Raw genomic sequence first — 24,277 nt, forward strand, 5'->3', positions numbered from 1 at the left:
AGAATACTGATGGGGTATGGCTATTTCAACGGACAAATGTAAGAAGTTTGTGCGGCTTGCAGCCTTAGCTGGTATAAAACGTCATTTCGCTGCCAGCCCTGTGGCAGCGCCCCCTTCCCGCCCGGGCAAAGATGAATCGCAGAGGATTAAATGGAAAAGAAATTGGGTTTTTCGGCAGTCTTGACCAGTCAGGTCACGATCCTGCTTCTGGGGCTGGGAGCACTCCAGTTTGCCGCTATCGATTGGCAGTGGTGGGGCTTTTCAGCGGGTATGGATTTGCTCTTGGGTGTTCTGGCGGCGCTGCTGACCTATGGCATTATCTACTTCATGTATCGCCATGGCGGGCGATTTGCGGCAACCTTATTGGCAGATGTGCAGAAAATAACCGTGCATTTTGCCGACTACTCCTGGGCTAAAATTGCCTGTGTTGCACTGCTTGCTGGCGTGGGTGAGGAGTTGCTGTTTCGCATTGCATTGCAGTCCTGGTTGGCGAATCATGTTGCTATTTATCTGGCTATTTTTGCACCGGCATTAGTATTTGGGTTGTTGCATTTTTTGTCCTGGTCTTATTTTATTGCGGCAACCGTCATGGGTTTGCTGTTTGGTATTGTTTATCATCTCACCCAAAGTGCAATGCTCGTGATTGTATGGCATGCCGTTTACGACTTGATCGCCTTGGGGGTGATGATTAAATATCCTCAACTCCTGGGGTTGCCGCCGCGCGTTACCAATAATTATTTTTTGTCCTGATTCTTATTGGAATTATCACCGTCTTTTATTAACACTCTTGAAACCCGATATGAAAATTATTGAAACCCTGGCGCCCCATCATCTGCCGCAATTGCATCAGCTATATTTGCAACAGTGGTGGTCAAATACCCGTACTCTGGAAGAAGTTAACGCCGTACTCGCCGGATCTTCCATTACTCTTGGCGTAATTGACGAACAGAATAATTTAATTGGTTTTACCCGGGTGTTAACCGACGGTATTTTTAAAGCTTTGATGTTTGATGTGATTGTGGGCGAAGGTTATCGCGGCCATAAAATTGGTTCGCAGTTGGTGGAGTATGTAAAAGCTCACGCCAAGGTCAAGCGAGTAAAACACATTGAACTGTATTGCCTGCCTGAATTACAAAGTTACTACCAGCAATTTGGTTTTGTCACCGATGTGGGTGGCATGCAGTTAATGCGCCTGACAATGCGCTGATATTGTTGGATTTATTTTTTACTAAAAGGAATCTTTTATGAGCCTACTCGCAATAAAAACCGCAGGTATTGATGATATTAATTCGGTGGCCGTTTTGTTTGATTTATATCGTCAGTTTTATCAACAAGCTCCCAGCCTTGAATTGGCCATGAGTTTTATCAAGCAGCGTATATATAATCAGGAATCAGTTATTTTATTGGCGGAAGAATACGGGGAGCCTGTTGGCTTTTGTCAGCTCTACCCCAGCTTTTGCTCAGTAATCGCCGCCCCCATTTATGTTCTTTACGATTTGTTTGTTCACCCGGCTAAACGTCGCACTGGCGCTGGTAGGGCATTGTTGCTGGCGGCGGAACAGCAGGCAGAGTTTGCTGGCGTTGCGCGTATGGATTTAACAACCGCAAGAACCAATACATCGGCGCAGGCGCTTTACGAATCACTGGGCTGGAAAAATGACACTGTGTTTATTGCCTATAACAAAAATATTATAACCAGCTAATTGCAGGTTTTTTTTGTTATGGCCTTTGATTGTGTTGCGCAAACGCCGCCGTTAATTGTTCCGCGAGGCTATTCAGGTTTCTCATTTTGCAGAGTTCAATAATGCACTCAATCGTGCATAGGCCACCTTCGGGTTGATTGCGGCGCAGGGTAAAGGTTGATGGATTTTGCGCAGTCAATACTGCCTTGGGCGCGCGTTGCAGGTAAGGGCTTTTGTTAAATATTTTTTGCGCTTCCTGCCAGGTGCTGTCGATGATAATAATGGTTTCAGTCTTATCGATAGTGCTGTGTGTGGCTTCGGTAATGGGTGAATTTTCAGCAGTGGGTGCAGCGTTATCCGCAGGGTAAAGCAGCAGCGCTTTTTCGGTAGCCAGCCAATTTAACAAGTTTTGATTGGGCTTGGTGCGCTCCCATATGACACGCTCGACATATTCACTCGCGAGATTTAACGCAATGATTCCCGTATTGGTTTTGCGCTGAACTTCGCGTTCATGGGTTAATAAAATAATGTGGAGTGGTGTGGGCATTAACGTCAGGTCACTTGTTGGGCAGTGGTCGGTTAATGTAAATGAAGTTCACCGGCAATTACAGCAGTTAATTACAGTAGTTAATTATTGTTAAGCTAAAAGCAATAACGCCGCACAACAGCGCGACGTTGTTGTTTTAACCCTTTTTTGTTTAAGGCCTGACTGTTTAAGAACTGGCCGTTTAAATATGGATTGTCAGTTTTTCTTTCTGCGTGCGATAAGCAAACCGAATAAACCCAGACCTAAGAGTGCAATGGATGAGGATTCAGGCACGCTGCTGGTGCGGCTATCGCGCACGTACCAGGTATCCCAAGCCTCTTCCAGTGAACCGATATCAAGACCGTTAGTAATTAACCCCATGGATGCATCGCTTAAATCAATGTGATTAAAGTTGCTCCAATATTCCGAAGCAAAGCGATACAGCGAATGATCACCAAAACCGGAATCAGGATTGATGCTTGCATCGCCAATAATAAAGTCAGTCCAGTCAGGGCGCATGGCCCATTCCATTGCTGTTGCATAACGCCAACCTTCACTGGCGCGATATTCGGGCGCTTCAATATTGCCCTCGCCCCACTCACCAGTTCCAATAGGGCCAGCGTAAACCCAATCCAGACCGTTAAAGTTCAATAAAATATTGGCATCCGGAATCGCGGTGGAGGCGTCGATGATTACAGCCTTTGCCTGAGTGCTGAGCAACAGGCTGGCGGTGATTGCAAAAGTAGAAATTATTTTTTTCATCATAAATATCCATTTGTTTTCAGGTTAACCATGCCACTGCCACGCTACTAACTAATAGCTGTGCAGTGGCATGGCGGATTAAGCAGTTAATTGTCAGAGTTTGGTAATGCGCAACCAGTTAATACTCCAGCCACCTTGCTGTGCATAAATACCAACATTGAATGTTCCCGCGTTGATATTCACTGTGTGGCTGATGGTGGTGAAGTTGCCCCAATCACCGGTTGCTGGAATCGCAGCGCTGCCCAATACAATCGAGCCGCCATTCAAATCCAGCGACAGCATTCCACCACTCGGGCTGGCAACGCGGTACTCCACTAAATAACTTCCAGATGAAGGAAAGTTGATATTGGTAAAGGCCATCCAATCGCCGCTATCAATTGCGCCCACTACTTGCCCGCCACCAACATCAGTGGTGGGAAATAATTCCAGGCCAGACATAAACGCAAAACTTTCTGCCTCAATAAACTGACTAAAGCTGGCAACCGAACTGCTGCTGGATGAGCTGCTTGCCGGTGCACTGGATGCACCGCCGCCACTCATCACCAGTTCAACCCATGCAGTATCTATGGCGCCAATGTCCTGCGCGATAGTCATAAAGTAGCGAACCGTTGCACCCGCGGGAATGCCCGTTAATTCATAAAAATTTGAATTATCGCTGCTGTGTGTCATGCGGAAATTTTGTTGCGGCCCACCATTCACCGTGAAATGAATATCCGCCCAGGCAGCGTTGTTGGCAAAAAAGCGCAGGCTGTCACTGCTTAAAACTGTGTGACCATATTGATTGTTATTGGCTGCACTCGAACCCTGCGCGCTGCTGGATGACATTGCACTTGAGCTTGCAATGGCACTCGATGTTGTCGCTGATGTTGCTGCAGAAGTTGCAACCGAGGTTGCCACCGAGCTGCTGGCTTTTGATGAGGTCACACTGTTAGTCACCGAGCTTGCCACACTGCTGTTGCTGCTCCCGGTTGCCGGTGTACAACTGGTTGAGGTGGGCAATGCATCAGGCGTTTCACCGGTGCGTTTTATGCGAAAACTATTTGCCGGAACATTCAGTGTCATCCCATCGGAAAAACGCACGTACTGTGGGCTGCAACCAAAGTTGTAGGCGATGTAAGTCAGCAAACCATTTTTATTAAACGCAACGGCGCTGGGGCTGGACGCGGTTAAGGCACCAGTTCCCGTGGCTAAATGACCGAGTTGTTTGAGTGTGTGCACCCAGTGATAAGTGTGTGCTTTAGTTTCGCCCGCTTCGGGTGTGTAATTAAAATTGTAGGCGAGCATATCTTCCACGGCGGCTTCGCCATTGCTCATCGCCCAAATATTCCACCAGACATCGCGCCACTGATCATCAATTAAACCCGAGGGTTTGCCATTGCTGGATTGGCTCAAACCTAATTCAACGTAGTTATCCAAATAATCTGCATGTTGGCCAATGTGAAATACCAATGGGCTTAACGGCAAACCTTGAATACCTAAAATGTGCGCGTAAGCACCGCTAAACCAGGTGGAAAATACGTGGCCATTACCCCAAATAATGGAGGTGGTCATTTTGGGGTAGGCGGAATCGAAGTTATCGTAGTCGCCACCTAAACCACGGAAGCGATCAATATTATTCCAATATTCCCAATAAGCGGCGGTGGACGATGCATGTAAATACATACCGCGATCTGTGATGGCTTTATTGCGTGTGATTTGTCCGTAAAGCACCATCGCGCCATAAGCATTCGCTGCTTCCGAGGTGGATTCGTTATTGTTGCCCAAGACAAAATTTGCATGGCCCGATGCCCAGGAAAAACCGTTGGCGGGGTCAAAATTGCGCAAGTAGGGAAACAAATTGTCGTCGCGGGCGGCGGCGTAATCGCGAATTAATAATTCCACCATTGGCCCGTATTGGGTTGCACTACACCAGCTGGCTTCTACGCGACAAATTTCTGCAGCAGCGCGCACAAAATAGCCGTAGTGAAAGTGGTGATCGTTTAATTGCTGTTGTGAACCGAAGGACTCGTCAAAACCAAGCAGCGTGTTCCAGTTGCTGTCATAGGCAAAATATTTGGTGGTGTCCAAACTGCCGTTGGTATTTGCGCGGAACCAATCTTCCAATTCGGCTTTGAGCCACGCAATTAATTGATCGGCTTCCACCGTCATCCCAATTGAACGCGCAATTGCAGCGAGTTCAGCAATTTTGCCGTAATTTTTCCCGGCCCAATAAGTATCGGTAAAGGTGTTCCAGCTGGCGGGATCCTGATTAATAAATTCATTTACCAATTGGCGTAAACGGGTTTCATCGTAGTCGCCAATATTTTCCGGTAAGTAGGGCAGCACACCCACAAACGGAATGGTGTAACTGAAATTTTTAGTCGCCGCAAATTTGGTAACGCCGCGTGCGCTGCGCACTTTGTAAGGCGTAAAGGCTTGTTGCGTTGCATTTTTCCACGCCATAGGCAGCAGGCCCGCCATAGTCGTTACTGGCATACCATTAAATTGATAGCTGTGAGTGACGGTCACTTTATTGCTGTTGCGATTAACCGCGTAGGTGATGTTGACCTTGTCCACCCGCTGGGTCGCGTGTTGGGCGAAATCCTGAATCATCGCGGTGGAAGGCATGCCGGATATTTGCGGAAGCAGAGTAACCGTCATGCGTTTACTGGCATTGTTCACACCAATCGTTGCGGTATTCGGGTTGCTGAAACTGGTGGCGTCGTGACCGGTAATTAAAAAGTTATTGTGATTACCCGCAACGTTCGTCCATACCCCCAAGCTATTTCCCGCTTGATAAAACACTCCCTTTTCGCCGCCGTCGCCCGCTTTGGTGCGCAGTTGTAAATTACCTTTTAACGCCGTGAAATAAGCGTAAGGCGAGCCGTGTACAAAAGTGGCTTCCATCACCGCCGTGCCCGCACTTTGCCACTGCACGGTCACTGAACCATCGCTATAGTCTTTTAAATAAGCTTCAAGGTTGCTGTAATCGCTGTTACCAACGGCGATGCCATCAAACACTTCATTAAACGGATCGGGAATGGAATATTGCGTCGCGGTTGGATTGGTGCGCAACCCGCCGGGTATTCCCAAAATACGCACACCGCGATCCGTAATACGCGCGGTCATTGGGTCTGGCGTGATATAGCCAGCACCGTTGGGGTCGCCCACTTTCATTTCGCCCATAAATGAAATAGAGCCCCACCAGCGATGGGTCATGGTGTGTTTATCGGCAGCCGGTGAAACCAGTTGCGGGTAAATCGGTGTGGGTGAACCAATGGGGTTACAGCTACTTACGCCGGGTTTTACCAGTCCGGCGTTATAAATCCAGTAGCCATAATCGGTTGCGCATTTATACCCGGCGGGGTTTGGTCCATTGGCAATATTGCCCGCACCGTAGGGCGTTACATTGGCAAATGCACTCGGGGCAAGGGCGATGGGAGAAAGCGCGATAGAGGTAAAGGCAAGGGGCGCGATCACACCAGCCCCCCACGCACGTAGGGTTTGTCGTAACTGTTTCATGTTATTTCCTATTAGATGACCGTCATTATTGTTAGAAAATGGTGCCGCTTTTATCCTGACGCGAGCGGTGTCCCAATGTAGGTAGCTGAGCCGATGAAATCGTCCCAAATTGGCGGAGGAATGAAGGTGGGACGGTTCCACTTTGCGGAAAATGTGGCGGAATTCTGGGACAGGCGCGATGATGCGCGTTGTTGCAACGCATTCGATCTGAGAAAAATTCTGCTTATTCGTAACGGCGGATTATGGTAAGAGCAAGAACGACGGAGGCTAACCATTGAAAATAATTAATTTACGCTCAGCACCTGAGCATATTCCCACCATTGCGCAGTGGCATCACGCGCAGTGGGGCTATTTAAATCCCGGCGGCACAGTCGCAACGCGCATTGAAAAAATGCAGCGTTACCTTTCGGCGACGGCAATACCAAGTATGTATATCTGTGTAGATGGCGATAAGGTATTGGGCACGGCAGCCTTGGTAGAAAGCGATATGGACAGCCACCCGGAGTTATCACCCTGGCTGGCAAGCGTGTATGTGCATGCGGATTATCGTAAGCAGGGCATAGGCGCGCTGTTGGTGAACAAGGTAGTCGCCGTCGCAAAAACGCTCGGCTATAGCCCCATCTATTTATTCACCCCCGATCAGGCGCATTTTTATGAAAGTCTGGGTTGGCAATTTATTGCACAAGAATCGTATCGCGGTGGCGAGGCGACCTTGATGAAAATTGAGTTGGCTTAAAAACCTACAGGAAAATACTTAAATGCAAGGTGGCGATAAAAATGTTAGCGCTAAGGCAATTTGAAAAAATAGACGAGGATTTGCTGGTTTCATATTTGAATGACACCGCCCAAACACATTTTCTCTCCGCAAGAATCCCGCAGCCCTATACACCTGAAGCAGCACGCTGGTGGGTAGAAACAGGCAGCAAGCTTGGAATTACCCGCGCCATAATCAGCAATGGTATTTTTGTAGGCTCAATAGGTGCCATTCCCGGTGAATTTGAAAAACAAAAAACAGCAGAAATAGGTTATTGGGTGGCAAGGCCATATTGGGGGCAAGGCATTGCCTCAGAAGCCTTGCAAAAGTTCACTCATTTACTCTTTGAAAGCACAGACCTAATTCGGCTCTATGCTGCCGTTATTGAAGGAAATGTAGCCTCTGCAACAGTTTTACAAAAAAGCGGATACAAACTAGAAGCTGTCTTGCAAAAAGCGATTTACAAAAATGGCTCGGTTTTTAATGAGTTGCATTACAGTAGGGTGCGGGATGTATAAGCTTGCTAATACTATTTTCTTAAAATGCTAACGATTCAAGGATTTTTATGATCAACTTCAAATGCTGTGGTTTATTTTTAGGCACATTTTTACTGTCGATATCCTCTTTCGCTGCGGAGGATTCGAAAACTAAAAAGTTAATTACAATAAAATCTGTACCTTACGAAATGCGTATAGATAACCAGCTTGGCGAAGTGAAAGTGAATGCTGGGGATATTGAAATAACAGCTTTAAAAGGTACTGATTTATTTACCGATACAACAGGTGCAAAAAACGCAGATAATACACCAAGGCTACTGTTTGTACCTGAAGGTGATTTTATTTTTTCTGCCAAGGTTTCAGCTGAATTCGGCGAAACGCCCTATGATGGCGGAGCATTAATTGTTTATGCTGATTCAAAAAATTGGGGAAAACTACTCTTTGAGCGTTTTAAGTCAGGAAAAATTGGCATAGCTACAACCGTTACAAAGGGCAGCGGGGATGACGCCTATCATGGCACCACAGATTCTAATCACCAATACCTGAAGATCGTTAGGCATGACTCCTCTTATATTTTTTATACATCACAAGATGGCAAGGATTGGAATTTTGTACGTCACTTCGAGTTGAAATCCACAGTGCCAGTACATATCGGTTTTACTGCCCAGGCGCCTTTGGCTGAAAATTTTATTGCGACCTTTTCCGATGTGAAATATCGTGCAGGGAAATTTACCAATTTCTGGCAGGGCGAATAGTTAAACTTTTCTGTTATCTTTCTATGGTTCTCGAATCGCAAGTTTCCAGGTGTTCTAAAATTTGAAGTTGTGCTGAGGAAAATTAACCGCAACCTTCAATCGAGTTTGGCTGTTTTTGGCCGAGCTCGGTAAATATAGATAATAAAAATTGCAGCGTTTCACTGAGGAAGTAAAAATGAATCGAAGGAAATTTATAGAAACGATGGGGATATTAGGCGCGGGAGCTGTATTGCCGGTGTCTGGCTATTCGGCGGCTAAAAAACCAAAATACAAAATGGGTCTTCAGCTTTTCTCTGTTAATGAAGATATGACTAAAGACCCCATCGGCACATTGAAAGCTGTAACTGCTATGGGCTACGAGGATTTTGAAACGTTTGGATTTGATGGAAAAAAAGGAACTTTCTACGGATATAAGTCTTCTGAATTCAAGAATATATTGGAGGATTTTCAGGGCTCTGCTTCGAGCGGGCATTTTGGGTTTTCTTCTTATCTGGCAAAGCCCGAGGATGAACTCATGCGTTTCGTAGATCAGTGCATAGAGGGTGCCCGAGTTTTAGATATGAAATATATCACTTGGCCATGGCTAGCCCCAGAGCAGAGGACGATCGATAACTATAAATTAATGTCGGGAAAGCTCAACCTAATAGGTGAACGGGTAAATGCGGCAGGGCTTGGGTTTGCCTATCATAATCACGGTTTTGAATTTGAGGATCACGGTGGTGAAAACGGTTTCGATATCATTTTGAAAGAAACAGATCCCGCACTGGTAAAGCTTCAAATGGATATCTACTGGGTAATACATTCTTCCAAGCGGTCCCCGAGAACTTTGATCAAAGAGCAGCCAGGGAGATATGTGATGTGGCACATAAAGGACATGGATAAGATCACGAGGGACTATACCGAACTGGGTAAGGGTTCTATTGATTATGCCGAGATTCTTCCCCATCACACCGAATCGGGACTGGAGTTCTGTTTTCTGGAGCAGGGCGGAAACTACGCCCACAACCCGATGAGAAGTGCAGCGGACAGCGCTAGTTATTTTGTAAAGCATTTGCAAAATATTTTTTAAGGCACCCTAAAGATTCGACAATTATGAGAGGGAGACGTTTGTCTGCGTAGTTGTGCATCGATTCAGAAAATGAAAAATTATTTGGTAAACAAAAGTTGAAAGTCTGTTTTAAAATTTTAGTACGGCTCCCAGTTTTTGGCATTCTAATAAATCGATAAAAGGACGCTTCATGTTAAAAATTTCCGCAATAATTCTAGTAACTATTTTAAGCGGATTTATTATTCTTGGTCTTGTGAGTGCACCGGAACTGCGAGAATCAGGACAATTAGTCGCATACCGAGGCGGCGGACAACTTATCGATTACCAAAAACTTGGAGCGGACGGTTGTTCCGCTAGATCAATCGTTCAATCAGAAAATGTTCACATCGAAAATACAGCTGAGTCCATCAAGGATGCTGATAGTGCTGGGTTCAACGTAATCCATATCAATATTCATCGTTCAAAAGATAATAAGTTTGTTCTATTCCATGATTGGACTTTAGATTGTGCTACGAATGGCAAGGGTGAAGTAAGGGATAGTACGGTCAGTCTGTTATCAGAACTGGATGCGGGTTACGGCTATACTTTTGATAATGGCTTGCATTTTCCTTTTAGGGAAAAAGGATATCGCATTGACAATTTAACAGCGGTTTTAGATGCGTATCCAGACAAAACATTCTGGTTGAACCTCAAAAATAATGATGAGGAATCCTTTGTCGCTCTGAATGAGCTAATTAGTTCCAGTTATGGGAATCGATTATCGAAGTTTGTTATTTTTTCTAGCGAAAATGGAGTGAGTTGGTTTCGACGCGAAGCCCCGGCACTAAAGGCAATCAGTGTGGAATCGACCAAAGAATGCGTTAAAAAATATATGTTGTATGGGTGGAGTGGGGTATTTCCAGAAGTGTGCTCGAATCGCCCCATACTCATTCCACCAGACAAAGCGAAATATCTTTGGGGATACCCGAGACGCTTCGCAGCACTAGCTCAAGAGAATGGAAGTCGTGTCTATCTTTGGGCAGAACATACACCGTTGCGAAACCATAAGCTGGAAATTGAAAATGGTATAGGTGTGGTGACAGGTGATATTCATGGAGCTAAAGCTGTTTTTCGTTAACAGATTAGGCTGTTGTGTTTCATATTAAATTTCTAATAGAAATACTTGATTAAGTAAGCTAAGTAAAACGACATAATAGTAAAGCGTGACCAGTGATGTGAAACACCAGCTCGTAGGTTGGGTAGCGATGCCAACAATGCTATTTAATCACCAAAATGTTGGGCATTACTGCCCAACCTACATAAATGACAACTTCCCCTTCTTTTCGATAGCCGAAACGTGGCGGCTTGCTTCGCGAAGCGCGACGGTATGGGGTTGGAGATGGGATTTATGGATGCAGTCCTTTGCAATCTATAAATTTTTTAATTATTTGTTATTAATAACGAGTTTTTAATCGAAGGTTAATTGTGCTTTTAACCAGTAAGTTCTTCCTGGTTCATTGATGCGGGTGGTTTGGTCGTAACCTGCGATCATGGCGCCTGCTTTGCTGATGTGCTCTGCATAAGTTTCATTAAGCAGGTTATCAATACCGGTAGTGAGCAACAGATTTTTGTGCGCGCGCCAGCCAGCGTTAAGCGAGAGCACATTGAAATCCTCGCTTGGGCCTATGTCTTGTCCTGCGATATTGCCTTTGTTGATATCGACTCGTGTTTGTTCATCCGCAATGCGCCAGAATACACCGGCAGACCAAGTTGGGTTGTTGTAGTAGAGGCCGATGCGAAGTTCGATCGGCGGGATTTGTGACAGGTGGGTATTATCTGTTTCGTTAGTGCCGCGCACACTTGCTACCGATGCTTCTGTGCGCCATGTGTCGGTCAATGCGTAGCTAAGGTCGGCTTCCATTCCCCAAGTTGTTGCATCTACATTGCGGGTGACAGTGGTACTTCTAGTGCTCGTTGGCCCCGTTGGTTTGTTCACGCGCGATTGGATCAGCAGGTAATTATCAATTTCGTTGTAGAACATAGAGACACTGCTTTTCAGGCGATGTTTGCTGTAAATCGCACCTATATCTAACTGGGTTGTTTCTTCCGCTTTAGCGTTGAAGGCACTAATAGAATCCAGCGATTCTTTGCTAATTAATTCCCAGTAGTCGGGAAAACGTTCGCTGTGGCCAATGCCGGTATAGACCGTAACCCTACGCCAATCTTTTTCGTAGCGCAGAAAGCCGCTGGATAAATTTTCATTGCGTTCTTCGCCTGCAGTGGGATTGACGTGTTGGGTATTGCCGATCATGCGAGTTGCTGCGCGTTGATCTTCTGCGCTCCAGTCGTCAACGCGTATCCCACCAATTACTCGCTGCTGCGCTGTTATGGTTTGCGTCCATTCACCAAAGACACCGAGTTGTTGGAAATGCGCATCACCAACGCGCGGCATATCCTGATAGGGCATCATCATTTGGTTTGAGGTGGAGCGGTTGGTGTGATCGTTCTTCTGGGTATCTGCACCGACTATCAGCTCGGCGGATGAGGTTGGGGTGAAAGTAGCTAGTAGGCGCGCGCCCTCGGTTTGACGATCGGGGTTGGAGGCCATTTGCATCGTCGTTCCAGTGCGTTCACGCAGAGAGTAATTATCCATCACGTGATCGACATAGTTGTAATAGGCTTGAGCCTCGAGTTTTTTCCAGGACGATGTCAGGTTTTTCACAATCACTTTGGCGCTTAGGTTGTCACGCGCAAATTTTGATCCGTCCATACTGCGATCCGCATAGGCGGCTTCTGCATCGCTTTGGCTGCCGTTGATTTCGATAGTCACGTCGTCGCTGGGTGTCCAGCCCAAGGCAAGGTTGGTATTCCAGCGGTCGTATTGGGAGTGGACTTCGTTACCGTCGCCATCCTGGTAATTATCTTGTTGTGAATGACTGGCCATTGCGCGAAGATAAAAATCCGGGGTGCCACCCTGGAGATCAATAACTTCATCATTGCGACCAAAACTACCACCCAAAAGGCTGCTATAAAATTTCCAGCTGGGTTGGGCCATACGCTCCCGGTCGCGTTCAAAAAGAACGACACCGGCAGAGTTACCGGGGCCATGAATAACGGTTTGCGGCCCTTTGACCAAGCGAATACGGTCATAAGTTTCAGGGAATACATATGCAGTGGGCGGATCCATGCGGCTACCGCAGCCGCCCAATACCAGATCACCATCTAACAATAGCGACAGTCGCGATCCGGCCATTCCGCGAAATACCGGATCGCCGCTGGTTCCGCCTTTGCGGATTACGGAAAAGCCTGGAATTGTTTTAAGGTAATCCGCCCCATCTTGCGCGGGCAGTGGTTGTCTCGGCGCTTTGGGGTCGGTCTCGATGGTGAGTGGAGTTTCAGTTTTTACGCCAGTGATGACCATTTCTTCAGGCTTGGATTCATCCTTCGTGTCGGTATCGCCGTAAACAGTCGGGGCAAGCAATGTGCAAATAGCCAGACTAATCAGGCGGGATTTACTAGTCATAGTGTTCTCGGTCTTATTTATTAGTTGATTGAGAGAATGGAAAGTGAGCGGCGTTATAGAGGATGTCCCAGGCTTGCCACAATGCGCGCCCTATAGATTTTGGCTATGAACTATTGGGAGTGAGGTGGGGGAGGATCGATTTTGGGGGCGACAATTTGCATCCCCAAAATACGATAGGCTTTATCTATGGTAATTCTGTAGATTGTACGGAGCCGATCATCAATACTCGCGCGGCACATTTTGTTGATTGGCATGACACTACCGTAAAAAGGCATCAAATGAACACCCACGACCCTCTATCTACGTTTTCCCAGCAGCGCCGAAAGCTATTATTAGGCATGACTGCCGCGACCCTCCCTTTAGGTGTTGCGTCCTGCTCGCGCACCGAAGATAGCAATCTACTGGTGGTGGGTGGATTGCCTGTTACCTGCAATCTGACGTTACCCATTGCCTGTGTTGGTAAGGCGGCGGCGGGTACAGGGGGCGTGGGTTTCCAGTACAGTAAATACAGTGGCTGGCCAGAGATCAAAGAGTCGCTTATGACCGGGCGCATTCAGGCGGCCTATATGTTGGCGCCCCTGGTGATGGATCTCACCACCAAAAAAATACCACTTAAGATTATTTCCCTCGGGCATAGATCCGGCGCCGTGATAATGGTGCGCACGGATTCTGACTACAAAACCTTCAGCCAATTGAAAGGTAAACGCATCGCAATCCCAAGCCGTTTTGCGGTGGACTTTTTATTCCTGCGCAAAATGCTCGCGCAGGAAAACATGACGCATACCGACATTGAAATTGTAGAAATGCCACCGCCGGATATGCCCGCCGCACTCTACGCGAACGCGGTAGATGCTTACTGTACCGGCGAGCCATTTGGTGCCGCCGCACAAAAGGCGGGTTATGCGCGCCCTTTACGCATGACCCGCGATGAATGGCGCAATTACATCTGCTGTGTGCTGACGGTGCGTGAAGAATTAATTCAGGAGCAACCGGAAGTAGTACAGGATTTGGTTAACCACGTGATGGGGGCGGGTGCATGGTTGGATCAGAATATGGTGAATCGCGAGAAGGCCGTGCAGATCGCCGCCGGGCGCCAGTTTTTTAATCAGGACCCGAATATTATTCGCTTCGTGATGGAAAATCCTGAAGATCGTGTGACCTATGGTGATATGCGTATGATCAAGGACGAATTCAATGATCTGATGGAGTTGTCTATTGCTGCAGGAACCCTGACTAGTCCCGTTGCGTATGAAAGCTATGTTGATGAAACCTTTGTTCGCAATGCTAAACCTGTTGCCATTACAGTTTAATAGCAGGATCTGATGATGATTCGATTGATAATGGTGTTTGCGTTTTGCATAAGTGTTGTCAGTAATGTCGCGGCAGAAAGTACAGTAACAAAAAGTACGGAAACAAAAAGTACTGCATTAAAATCCGGTGTGTTTGATCCACCGCGCATGGCTCCGGACTTTTCCCTCCCCAGCTCCCGCGATAACCAATTCACGCTGAGCGAACAACGCGGCAAACTTCTGGTATTGGGTTTTGGTTTTACCAATTGCCCTAATGTCTGCCCCATGACACTCGCTAATCTTGCGCAGGTCTATAAAAATCTTGGTGCGTTAGCCGGGCAAGTACAAGTGGTTTATATGACTGTCGATCCTGAGCGCGATACTCCGGCGCGCTTGCGTGAATATTTAACCAATTTCAATTCGCATTTTGTTGGCGTCACCGGTTCTGCCGATGAGTTGGCGGCTGTGCGCCAGGCTTATGGCATCATCGCGAAAAAAGAAGTGCACAAAAATGGCGGAAATTATGAAGTGCACCACTCTTCGTATATTTATTTGATTGATCGCGACGGTTTGTTGCGCGCGCTGGTGCCGTTTGGAAAAAGTGCAGACGACATAACCCACGACATCAAAATATTATTGCAAGAAAAAACGCAACAGGCTGCGTTATGAAAGTAAGTGTTGGTTATGCCCGGTTGCTGTCGGCTGTAATTTTCGTGGTGAGTACCGCGGCCTTACTGCTTGCCTTTTATCCCCTTCGTTTTGATTCCCGTGAAGAAGTATTTGAAATTCCCAAGGGTACTTGGGCGCAGCGTATGGCGGGTAATCCGGTCAGCATTCTACCTGACCAGATTTACTTGGCGCTGGGTGTGCGCGATCTATTAGTGTTGCGCAATCTGGATGATGTGCCGCAAATGTTTGGGCCGACACTGATTATGCCGGGGCAAAGTTTTAAATTACCGTTTGAACTGGCTTCTGAGTATGAATTTGCCTGCACTGCCCATGCGAGCGGGCAAATGATCGTAGTAGTTGACCCTGAGCCCACGGCGGGGTGGAATCGTTTGCTGTGGCGAGTTAAAAATGTGTTTCGTTAGTCGTTGTAAAATTTCAAATAACAAAAGGTAGTTTCTGTGATAAAACTCAAAAAAATATTACCGCCGCTAGCGCTAATCACGGTGCTAATTGCGGTTTGGTGGATTGTGGTGGTGCAAACTAAAAGCGTGATTTTCCCCACTCCGTTGCAAGTAGTGACTGGTGCAATGGAGTTGATTGAAGATGGCACGTTATGGGAGCACATCAGCTCGTCATTAATGCGCGTAGGTACGGGTTTTTTACTGGCGGTACTTATTGCGATCCCGCTGGGCCTATGGATGGGGCGTGTCGATAGTGCTTACGCCACGTTAAATCCGGTCTTTCAAATTATGCGGCCCATTTCACCCATCGCCTGGATTCCACTGGCTATTCTCTGGTTTGGTGTAGGTAATGCATCGCCGATTTTCTTAATTTTTATTGCTGCGGTATTTCCGTTGATTGTGCAAACCGCGGCAGGCGTTCATACCATTGAACCGCGTTACTTAAATGCGGCCGAAAACTTTGGTGTGTCGCGTTACAAGCTGTATCGGCAAGTAGTCATTCCGGCGGTACTGCCCGATTTAATTGTGGGCATGCGCATTTCTTTGGGTGTTGCCTGGTTGGTAGTGGTGGCGGCAGAAATGATTGCCCTACGCTCCGGCCTTGGCTACATGATTATGGATTCACGTAATGCGGGTAATCGCTATGATTTGGTGATTGCAGGTATGATTATTATTGGCGTCATCGGACTTTTGTTGGACGGCTTGATGAGACTAATGGAAGGACATAAATCAGTAAGGTGGCGTTATGACCGATAAGATTGTTATTCAAAATATTAAAAAAAGTTTTTCCTCCGGCAGCGAATCCAAATCAGTAATTGACGGTATCAATCTCACAATTGCTGATGGGGAGTTTATTGCGATTGTCGGCCCATCTGGCTGCGGTAAATCCACACTGATGAAAATGATCGCCGGTTTTTTACAGCCGGATGAAGGCAGTATCGCGGTTGATGGCGTAGAGCGTAAAGGCCCCAATGCCAACGGTATTTTAATTTCCCAACACGGCTCGGTATTCCCTTGGTTAACCGTACAGCAAAATTTGATGTTTGGTTTAAATGATGAACATGTCGACAAAGCGGCAGTTGCTGACCACTATGCGGATTTGGTAGGTTTGAAAGGCTTTGAGCAACACTATCCGCGTGAGTTGTCGGGCGGTATGTTAAAGCGTGCAGAAATTGCGCGCGCGCTCGCAGTTAAACCGGAAATCCTGTATATGGATGAGCCTTTTTCTGCACTGGATGCATTAATGAGCTTGCGTATCCGCACCGAGTTATTGCGGATTTTGGAGGAGGAGCGACACACCGTTATATTGATTACCCACGACGTGGAAGAAGCCGTTCATTTGGCTAATCGTGTAGTGGTGTTATCAAACCGTCCAGCAACCATCCAGACAATTTTTGATGTACCTTTTGCACATCCGCGCAAATTATCTGACCCCGCTTTACAACAATTGCGCGACGATATTTTGCGTGAACTGGGCATTGAGTGTTAGTAAAAAAGCCGGTGTTTCACCGGCTTTAATCTACTTCACAAGATAACTGGATTTCACCCCCGCGCCAAAGACCTGATAGCAATTGCTGCGGCCGACGTCCTGTTTTCCACACCTAATTTTTTAAATATCTGCTCCAAATGTTTGTTCACTGTGCGTGGGCTCATTTCTAAAATCTGGCCAATTTCGCGATTGGTTTTTCCGTTGGCGATCCACAATAATACATCGGCTTCGCGGCCGGTTACGGCGAATTGTTGTTTGAGGGATTGGGTGTCGTCGGCGGGTTTGTGGGCGGGCGTTAAACGCAGTAAATATTCTTTACCGTCAATCAGGTTTAGCATTTCTACCGATAACTCGGTGCTTAGTTGCTGCAATAATAATTGCCGCCCCGTTTCGGGTTTGTGGCTAATCCAATCGCGCAGTTGTTGGGTTATGGATGGTGTCAGCGCAATGGAGTCCTGGGTTGCGCCGGAATTGTCGAGTAATTGATAGACCTGCGGTGTGGCCCACACCAAATTTCCCTGGGCATTAATTGTTAATAAATATTGACCGGCGGTATCCAGTGCGGCGCGTGCACTTTGGGTGATGCGTGCATTGGCTAAATGCACTTGCATGCGTGCAATTAATTCGTCGGCTTTAATTGGTTTGGTAATGTAGTCCACACCGCCTGCGCCCAAACCCATCACAATATGTTCGGTATCACTTAGCCCTGTCATAAAAATAATAGGCACATCGGCCAGCTGCGGGTTTTGTTTCAGGCGTTTGCAGGTTTCAAAACCATCCATGTTGGGCATTATTGCATCGAGCAAAATAATATCCGGGCGAATATTTTGGGTGATGGTCAGTGCTTGGGTGCCTTCCAACGCTACGAGCACGGTAAATTTTGCATCCTCCAATACATCGTTCAGCATGTGAATGCTATCGATGGAGTCATCAACCACGAGTACCACATTGCTATTGCTGATCATTTTGGTCTCCGTTTAGTGAGTGGGTTCGTGTGCGCAGTAATCATCAATCAGTTCAATCACTTTTTCGAACTGGAAGTTAGCGCTGAGTTGTTGTAATTCTTGTAACCATTGGGTGTCATCGCCATTACTTGCCAGCTGTTGTAGTTGCGCAATGGCTTCGAGCAGGCCCTTTTTATGACCTATGGCTGCCAGATTTTTTAGTTGCTGCAGTGTGTTGTTGTTAGCTAAATTTTTTATCTGGCCATCAGGCGATTCTGTTTTGTCACTGACAATAATATTGTTTGGGCTTTTATTTTTCTCTCTGGTTGTGTGTAGTGTGTTTGTGTGCGACCTGTTTGTTTGTGGTGTAGATGCGGAAGCTGTATTTTCATAACACCAGGTTAGTTTTAACAGATTGCCAATATGATCCAGCAGCAGCGGCAAACGTACGGGTTTAATGACATAGGCATTGTGCAGCGCGTGCTCTGGTGCATCGCTATGGTTTTTGCCTTCGCTGGCATCTGCTGAGACCATGATGATCGGCCCGTGAAATAGCTGCGCGCGCAATTGTTCCGCCAGTTGCCAGCCGCTCATCTCCGGCATAGAGACATCCAGCATAATTAACTCCGGTGGAGTACCTTGCGCTATTTCGTACTGCAAACGCGGCACAACTTCCAAAGGGTTATCCATATCGATAATTTCAAAACCCAACGGGCTGAGCATGGCGCGCATTAATTGACGATGGCTCGCGTCGTCATCCACCAATAACAAGCGACGCACCGGGCCGCGATAGCCATAAATAGTTTGCACCGGCGCGGTAATGGATTCGCGCTGCGGGTTGGTAATACTCGCGAGCATTAAACTCGCTTTAAATTGGCTACCCTCGCCGAGTTTGCTGCTCACTGCAATATCGCCACCCATAATTTCACACAATAAGCGCGTAATGGTTAAACCCAGCCCTGTTCCCGTAGCGGTAGAGCCGGGGCGATGCACACGTTCAAAGGGGCGGAAAATGCGTTCAATATTTTCGGTGGCGATTCCTTCACCGGTATCTATAACGGTAAATTCCGCAACCTGACTGCGATAGCGCAATTTAAAAATGATCTTGCCTTTATTGGTGTACTTCACTGCGTTGGATAACAAATTAATTAAAATCTGCCGCAAACGTTTTTCATCGGTGCGCACTAACTCCGGCAGGCGGTCTTTGCATTCGTAAATAAATTCCAACCCTTTGGCCTCCGCTTGCAAGCGGAACATATGTACCAGTTGTTCAATGAGTAATGACAAACGAACTTGATCCTGATGCAAATCCAAACGGCCCGCTTCAATTTTGGATATATCCAGCAGCCCTTCAATTAAATCCGCTAGATGTTCGCCGCTGCGACGAATAACGCCCAGTGCATCTTTGCGGCCGGCGGGAATATCGCTGGCTTTTTCCAACAGCTGCGCATAACCCAGCACCGCATTCAGTGGTGAGCGCAATTCATGACTGATACCAGTCAAGTAACGGCTCTTGGCCAGGTTGGCAGCTTCGGCTTGTTCTTTGGCGGTTTGCAATGCGCGGTCGGTGCGTTCGTGCGCTTCAATTTCTTCCATCAATAACCGTGTTTGCCGTTGTGATTCCTCTTGCGCCACCACGCGGCTCTCGTGAGCTAATACAAATAACCAGCTCACCACACCGGTAATTATCACCAGTAGAAAAAATACTTTCCACAGTGTGGCTTCCAACAGTGCAGCGGTTTCCGGCGCGTCTATCGGGGTTTGAAAATAAATAAGCGATAATAAAATTGCTGACAGGCCATTAATCACCGCCACCAAAATAATAAAATGTCCAACCCGTGAATTGATATTGGCGCTAATGGATGCCGGTAAAAAACGGGTAAAAAAATTGCTCAGCTGATGGGTATAGTTCGCCTCGGGTTTGCAATAGTCATTGCAGCGTGCATCCAGCGAACAACAGAGTGAGCAGATATCACCCGCGTAGGCAGGGCAGTAGGTCATATCTTCATATTCAAATTTGTGTTCGCAAATACAGCAGGAGACGGTCGCATTTTTTTGCGGCTCATAATAACGGTACTCAGGAGAATTAATACCGGTTACTGGTCGCGCAAGGTAGTAGCGCCCGCGCGTGGCAAGGGCAATTAGCGGCGCACAGATTAAGGCCAAGCCCAAGGCGATAAAATGCGATAGCGCTTGTGCAATATCACCCAGTACACCGGCGTGACAGACAATGCCCATCACCGAGGCGATGAGCATGGAGCCAACACCGACTGGATTGATGTCGTACAGGTGAGCGCGTTTAAATTCGATATGTTTCGGGCTGAGGCCGAGCGGTTTATTAATGACTAAATCGGCCACCAGCGAACCTAACCAGGCCACAGCGACTATGCCGTAAAAACCGAGCGTTTGTTCCAGTGCGCGGTAAACCCCCAGCTCCATTAATAACAGCGCAATCGCCACATTAAATACTAACCACACTACGCGGCCGGGGTGGCTATGGGTTAAGCGGGAGAAAAAGTTTGACCAGGCAATTGAACCGGCGTAAGCGTTAGTCACATTAATTTTTAACTGACTTAAAATGACAAAAATTCCTGCTACCGACAGCGCAACCTCCGGGGAACTGGTGATATAGGTAAACGCCACCATATACATGCGGGTTGGGTCAGCGGCTTCTTCCATACCGATGCCGTGATTTAATGCCAGCACCGCCAGGAATGAACCCGCCAAAATTTTTATTGCGCCAATCACAATCCAACCCGGCCCACCGGCAATTAATGCTACCCACCAGCGCCAACGTGTTGCGGGTTTTGGCTCGGGTAAAAAACGCAAAAAATCCACCTGTTCACCAATTTGTGCAATCAGCGAAAAAATAACGGCAGAGGCTGCACCAAACAGTAAAACGTTTACTCCTGCCGTTGCCCCATTATTTTCATTGGGTAAACCGCCGGAAAATTCAGTCCAACTTTCCACCGCGCTAGCATCGGCATAAATAATAAAAACAAAGGGCAGGAGTTGCAGAATTAACCACAGCGGCTGGGTCCATAATTGGAAGCGACTTATAAAAGTAATGCCGTGGGTGACTAGCGGAATAATCACCACCGAGCTAATCAAATAACCCCAGGCCAGGGGAATGCCAAATAACAAGTCTAACGCCATGGCCATAATGGCCGCTTCCAACGCGAAAAAAATAAAAGTAAACGAGGCGTAAATTAGCGAGGTAATGGTGGAGCCAATATAACCAAAGCCAGCACCACGGGTGAGCAAATCTATATCTACGCCGTATTTTGCGGCGTAGTAGCTAATAGGAATTGCGGTGAGAAAAATAATTGCGCTTACCGCAAGAATGGCTGCAACGGCGTTATTGAAACCGTAGTGCAAAGTAATCGCACCACCTATTGCTTCCAGCGCGAGAAACGAAATCGCCCCTAATGCAGTCGTGGCTACACGCGCCGCCGACCAGCGCCGCGCACTTTTGGCGGTAAACCGCAGCGCGTAGTCTTCCAGTGTTTGGTTGGCCACCCACTGGTTGTAATTGCGGCGCACGCGAAATATATGTTGTTTGGCGGTCATGGTTTACCCGTTAAACAATTTGTTCGTCCGGGAACAAAGCGCTGGTGAATGAAATACTCGGGTTATTGGCTGCTGTCATTTATCGCTGCATTATTTTCATGCGCACCACTGCAATGGTGATCGCTTGTGGTGCGTTTACTGTCGTTTTTATTGTCTTCTGTGACTCGTTGAACTTTTTATCCCCGCTTTGCTGTTGTCCTTCAATTGCTGTACCAACTTTAACGATTGGCTATGCGTCAAATGACGTAGCGGCCTGTGTCATTTATCGAATGGTGATACCCCCTCCCCAGACTTACATTGATCCACGTAGAGATTGCTCCCGCTTCAGGGCAATGTCTCGGTGGTAAATACGCGCTCAGTGGACTCACGCTACAAACATCAACAAAACGTTTTTTATGCATTTGTGTGACCAGACAATGTTTAATTACCTGAGGAACGACCATGAACAAGACCATACAACCCTCTGCGCCGGTTAAGGGCGCAGGTTCAAAAACTTGGAAGAAGTGTTTATTAACACTCGCGGCCTCGCTGGCATTTGGCAGTGTTCAGGCCGAGGTAAATACCACGGGCCTTGCAGTGACCGATACCACAGTAAAAGTCGGTATTTTGCACTCAGTAACCGGCACCATGGCGATTAGTGAAACGGGTTCGGTGCAAGCGGAAAAATTGGCGATTGAACAAATCAATGCCATGGGCGGTGTGCTCGGTCGCAAAATTGAATACATTCAAGAGGACGGTGCCAGCGACTGGCCCACCTTTGCAGAGAAATCAAAAAAATTATTGGTGAACGATAAAGTAGCCGCGGTATTTGGTTGTTGGACTTCCGCATCGCGCAAAGCGGTATTGCCGATTTTTGAACAATACAACGGCATGTTGTATTACCCCACCTTTTATGAAGGTTTGGAGCAATCGCCCAACGTTATTTATACCGGGCAAGAAGCAACCCAACAAATTATTGCCGGTATCGATTGGGTAACCAAAACCAAAGGCGCTAAATCATTCTACTTGCTTGGTTCAGATTATATTTGGCCGCGCACCTCCAACAAAATTGCCCGCAAACATATTGAAAAATTAGGCTTGAGTGTAGTGGGTGAGGAGTATTACCCATTGGGTCACACCCAATTCAACTCGGTGATTAACAAAATCAAACTGAAAAAACCTGACGTGATTTACGCAATTGTTGTGGGTGGTTCTAACGTGGCCTTCTACAAACAATTAAAAGCGGCGGGTATTGATATGACCAAAGAGAAACCGCTGGTATTAACCATTTCAGTGACTGAGGACGAAATTCTCGGTATTGGTGGTGACAACATGCAAGGTGCTTATGCGGCGATGAAATATTTCCAAAGTTTGCCGAACGACAACAACAAAAAATTCGTAGCGGATTTCAAAGCCATGTGGGGCAAAGACACAGTAATTGGTGACGTAACCCAAGCGGCTTACCTTGGCCCCTGGTTGTGGAAAGCGGCGGTGGAAAAAGCCGGTTCGTTTGATATCGATAAAGTGCGCGCGGCATCGCCGGGTATTGAGTTGACCACTGCACCGGAAGGTTATGTAAAAGTTCACCCCAATCACCACCTTTGGTCAAAAACCCGTATCGGTCACGCACGTCCTGATGGTCAATACGATGTGGTATTTGAAACCTCCGACCTGATCGAGCCGGATCCATTCCCTAAAGGTTATCAATAACTGTTAATTGCAGCCAGCCATTGTGCTGGCTGCAAGTATTAAAAATTGGCCAGTGTGAGCGAGGAATAGTGTTCAATTTAAAACGCGCCGTAAATACATCCATGTAGGCTCGAATCGGCATCCATGCCTCATACGGTTTTAAATCAAACACTATTCCTCACTTCCGGGTTCATCAGTAATTTCTTATGCGAGATGATGAGGTGCAGCTATGTTTGCTGAATACAGTAGCTCGGAATTAATGTCGATCTTTGCAATGCAAGGTGTAGCAGGATTGATTTTATTTTCGGTGTTTGTGCTCATGGCCTTGGGGCTTGCCATTATTTTTGGGCAGATGGGTGTAATTAACATGGCGCACGGTGAGTTTATGATTCTCGGCGCCTATGTCACTTATTTAACGTCCAATGTGTTTTCTACCTACATGCCAGATTTTTTCAGCATCTATTTTATTCTCGCGATGATTCTCGCCTTTGTCGCCGCTGCCGCACTCGGTGCGCTGGTGGAATGGTCGATGATTCGCCATCTCTACAATCGGCCACTGGATACGTTGCTTGCCACCTGGGGCCTGAGTTTAATTCTGCAACAACTTTATCGCACCGTATTTGGCGCGCGCGAAGTGGGTGTGACTTTGCCCGATTGGCTAATGGGCTCTTATCAATTAACAGACACCATTGAATTACCCATTAACGGTTTATTTGTAATGTGTTTAGCGCTCGGCATTTCACTTGCCGTTGCATTATTAATGTATCGCTCGCGCTGGGGCACACAAGTGCGTGCCGTAGTACAAAATCGCCCCATGGCGGGTGCGGTGGGTATTAATACGGCGAAGGTGGATCGTATTACCTTTGCACTGGGTTGTGGTATTGCCGGTGTGGCAGGCAGTGCATTTACCATGATTGGCTCTACGGGCCCAACGTCAGGCCAACTGTATATTGTGGATACCTTTTTAGTTGTTGTATTTGGCGGCGCATCCAGTTTGCTCGGCACTATTGCCTCCGCATTCAGTATTTCGCAGGCGCAATCCACCATGGAATTTTTTATGAGTGGCTCTATGTCCAAAGTATTAACACTGTTATTTGTGGTGGTAATTCTGATGCTGCGCCCGCAAGGTTTGTTCACACTCAAAGTGCGTCGTTAAGGGG

At 47.1% G+C, this 24,277-nt stretch carries 21 protein-coding genes; 15 read left to right on the forward strand and 6 right to left on the reverse strand.

Features of this window, described 5'->3' with window-relative positions; all coding sequences use genetic code 11:
* Positions 1–150 precede the first annotated feature (150 nt).
* From NNX04_RS18980 to NNX04_RS18990, 3 genes are read left to right on the forward strand one after another with little or no spacing between them, the layout of a single operon-like run.
* Complete coding sequence (locus NNX04_RS18980; protein ID WP_261946817.1) at positions 151–750, forward strand: CPBP family intramembrane glutamic endopeptidase; 600 nt, start codon at positions 151–153, stop codon at positions 748–750.
* Positions 751–799: 49 nt separating this feature from the next.
* Positions 800–1,207: a GNAT family N-acetyltransferase gene (locus tag NNX04_RS18985; protein WP_040393630.1), complete on the forward strand. Its 408-nt coding sequence runs from the start codon at positions 800–802 to the stop codon at positions 1,205–1,207.
* Positions 1,208–1,244: 37 nt separating this feature from the next.
* A complete protein-coding gene (locus NNX04_RS18990) occupies positions 1,245–1,703 on the forward strand; it encodes a GNAT family N-acetyltransferase (RefSeq protein WP_007645905.1) in 459 nt (152 codons plus the stop codon).
* Between the two features lie 16 nt (positions 1,704–1,719).
* Here the strand turns inward: NNX04_RS18990 and NNX04_RS18995 are convergent, their stop codons facing one another.
* The 3 genes from NNX04_RS18995 to NNX04_RS19005 form a co-directional block, all read right to left on the reverse strand.
* Positions 1,720–2,229 (reverse strand): tRNA-uridine aminocarboxypropyltransferase, encoded by a 510-nt coding sequence (locus NNX04_RS18995; protein ID WP_410004067.1) that lies wholly within the window; start codon positions 2,227–2,229, stop codon positions 1,720–1,722.
* Positions 2,230–2,424: 195 nt separating this feature from the next.
* Positions 2,425–2,973, reverse strand: a complete 549-nt coding sequence (locus tag NNX04_RS19000) for a PEP-CTERM sorting domain-containing protein (protein ID WP_261946818.1) — start codon at positions 2,971–2,973, stop codon at positions 2,425–2,427.
* A gap of 90 nt (positions 2,974–3,063) precedes the next feature.
* A complete protein-coding gene (locus tag NNX04_RS19005) occupies positions 3,064–6,471 on the reverse strand; it encodes a glycosyl hydrolase (protein WP_261946819.1) in 3,408 nt (1,135 codons plus the stop codon).
* A 274-nt stretch (positions 6,472–6,745) separates the two neighbouring features.
* On the opposite strand from NNX04_RS19005, the gene NNX04_RS19010 reads away from it, so the two are divergent.
* From NNX04_RS19010 to NNX04_RS19030, 5 genes are all read left to right on the forward strand, one after another.
* Positions 6,746–7,207, forward strand: a complete 462-nt coding sequence (locus NNX04_RS19010) for a GNAT family N-acetyltransferase (protein WP_151056455.1) — start codon at positions 6,746–6,748, stop codon at positions 7,205–7,207.
* 41 nt (positions 7,208–7,248) lie between these two features.
* A complete protein-coding gene (locus NNX04_RS19015; protein WP_261946820.1) occupies positions 7,249–7,743 on the forward strand; it encodes a GNAT family N-acetyltransferase in 495 nt (164 codons plus the stop codon).
* Between the two features lie 47 nt (positions 7,744–7,790).
* Positions 7,791–8,477, forward strand: coding sequence for a DUF1349 domain-containing protein (locus tag NNX04_RS19020; RefSeq protein ID WP_261946821.1), 687 nt, complete (start codon positions 7,791–7,793; stop codon positions 8,475–8,477).
* Positions 8,478–8,652: 175 nt separating this feature from the next.
* A complete protein-coding gene (locus NNX04_RS19025; protein WP_261946822.1) occupies positions 8,653–9,546 on the forward strand; it encodes a sugar phosphate isomerase/epimerase family protein in 894 nt (297 codons plus the stop codon).
* A gap of 169 nt (positions 9,547–9,715) precedes the next feature.
* Positions 9,716–10,642 carry a glycerophosphodiester phosphodiesterase family protein gene (locus NNX04_RS19030; RefSeq protein ID WP_261946823.1) on the forward strand — a complete coding sequence of 309 codons (927 nt, stop codon included), beginning with the start codon at positions 9,716–9,718 and terminating at the stop codon, positions 10,640–10,642.
* A gap of 330 nt (positions 10,643–10,972) precedes the next feature.
* Here the strand turns inward: NNX04_RS19030 and NNX04_RS19035 are convergent, their stop codons facing one another.
* The gene (locus NNX04_RS19035) at positions 10,973–13,027 is read right to left on the reverse strand and encodes a TonB-dependent copper receptor (RefSeq protein ID WP_261946824.1); all 2,055 of its coding nucleotides are present in this window, start codon (positions 13,025–13,027) and stop codon (positions 10,973–10,975) included.
* Positions 13,028–13,305: 278 nt separating this feature from the next.
* Here NNX04_RS19035 and NNX04_RS19040 point away from each other — a divergent pair, with 278 nt between their 5' ends.
* Genes NNX04_RS19040 through NNX04_RS19060 form a run of 5 tightly spaced genes read left to right on the forward strand, consistent with a single transcriptional unit; the run spans position 13,306 to position 16,935 of the window.
* Entirely contained in the window at positions 13,306–14,337 is a 1,032-nt protein-coding gene (locus NNX04_RS19040; RefSeq protein WP_261946825.1) for an ABC transporter substrate-binding protein, read from the forward strand.
* Positions 14,338–14,352: 15 nt separating this feature from the next.
* Positions 14,353–14,985: an SCO family protein gene (locus NNX04_RS19045; protein WP_261946826.1), complete on the forward strand. Its 633-nt coding sequence runs from the start codon at positions 14,353–14,355 to the stop codon at positions 14,983–14,985.
* Positions 14,982–15,407 (forward strand): cupredoxin domain-containing protein, encoded by a 426-nt coding sequence (locus tag NNX04_RS19050; RefSeq protein ID WP_007644422.1) that lies wholly within the window; start codon positions 14,982–14,984, stop codon positions 15,405–15,407. The genes NNX04_RS19045 and NNX04_RS19050 overlap by 4 nt, the downstream gene beginning before the upstream one ends.
* A gap of 36 nt (positions 15,408–15,443) precedes the next feature.
* Entirely contained in the window at positions 15,444–16,202 is a 759-nt protein-coding gene (locus NNX04_RS19055) for an ABC transporter permease (protein ID WP_151056468.1), read from the forward strand.
* Complete coding sequence (locus tag NNX04_RS19060) at positions 16,192–16,935, forward strand: ABC transporter ATP-binding protein (protein ID WP_007644420.1); 744 nt, start codon at positions 16,192–16,194, stop codon at positions 16,933–16,935. The genes NNX04_RS19055 and NNX04_RS19060 overlap by 11 nt, the downstream gene beginning before the upstream one ends.
* A gap of 53 nt (positions 16,936–16,988) precedes the next feature.
* On the opposite strand, the gene NNX04_RS19065 is transcribed toward NNX04_RS19060, so the two are convergent.
* Positions 16,989–17,900: a response regulator gene (locus NNX04_RS19065; RefSeq protein ID WP_261946827.1), complete on the reverse strand. Its 912-nt coding sequence runs from the start codon at positions 17,898–17,900 to the stop codon at positions 16,989–16,991.
* 12 nt (positions 17,901–17,912) lie between these two features.
* On the reverse strand, positions 17,913–21,449 hold the full coding sequence (locus tag NNX04_RS19070) for a hybrid sensor histidine kinase/response regulator (RefSeq protein ID WP_261946828.1): 3,537 nt from the start codon (positions 21,447–21,449) through the stop codon (positions 17,913–17,915).
* A gap of 441 nt (positions 21,450–21,890) precedes the next feature.
* Between NNX04_RS19070 and urtA the strand changes: the two genes are divergently transcribed.
* Together urtA and urtB are read left to right on the forward strand one after the other, a co-directional pair.
* Positions 21,891–23,138 (forward strand): urea ABC transporter substrate-binding protein, encoded by a 1,248-nt coding sequence (urtA, locus tag NNX04_RS19075; protein WP_261946829.1) that lies wholly within the window; start codon positions 21,891–21,893, stop codon positions 23,136–23,138.
* 208 nt (positions 23,139–23,346) lie between these two features.
* Positions 23,347–24,273: an urea ABC transporter permease subunit UrtB gene (gene urtB, locus NNX04_RS19080; RefSeq protein WP_261946830.1), complete on the forward strand. Its 927-nt coding sequence runs from the start codon at positions 23,347–23,349 to the stop codon at positions 24,271–24,273.
* The last annotated feature ends 4 nt before the right edge of the window (positions 24,274–24,277 follow it).

Source organism: Cellvibrio sp. QJXJ, from assembly GCF_024452345.1.
Taxonomy (GTDB): Bacteria; Pseudomonadota; Gammaproteobacteria; order Pseudomonadales; family Cellvibrionaceae; genus Cellvibrio.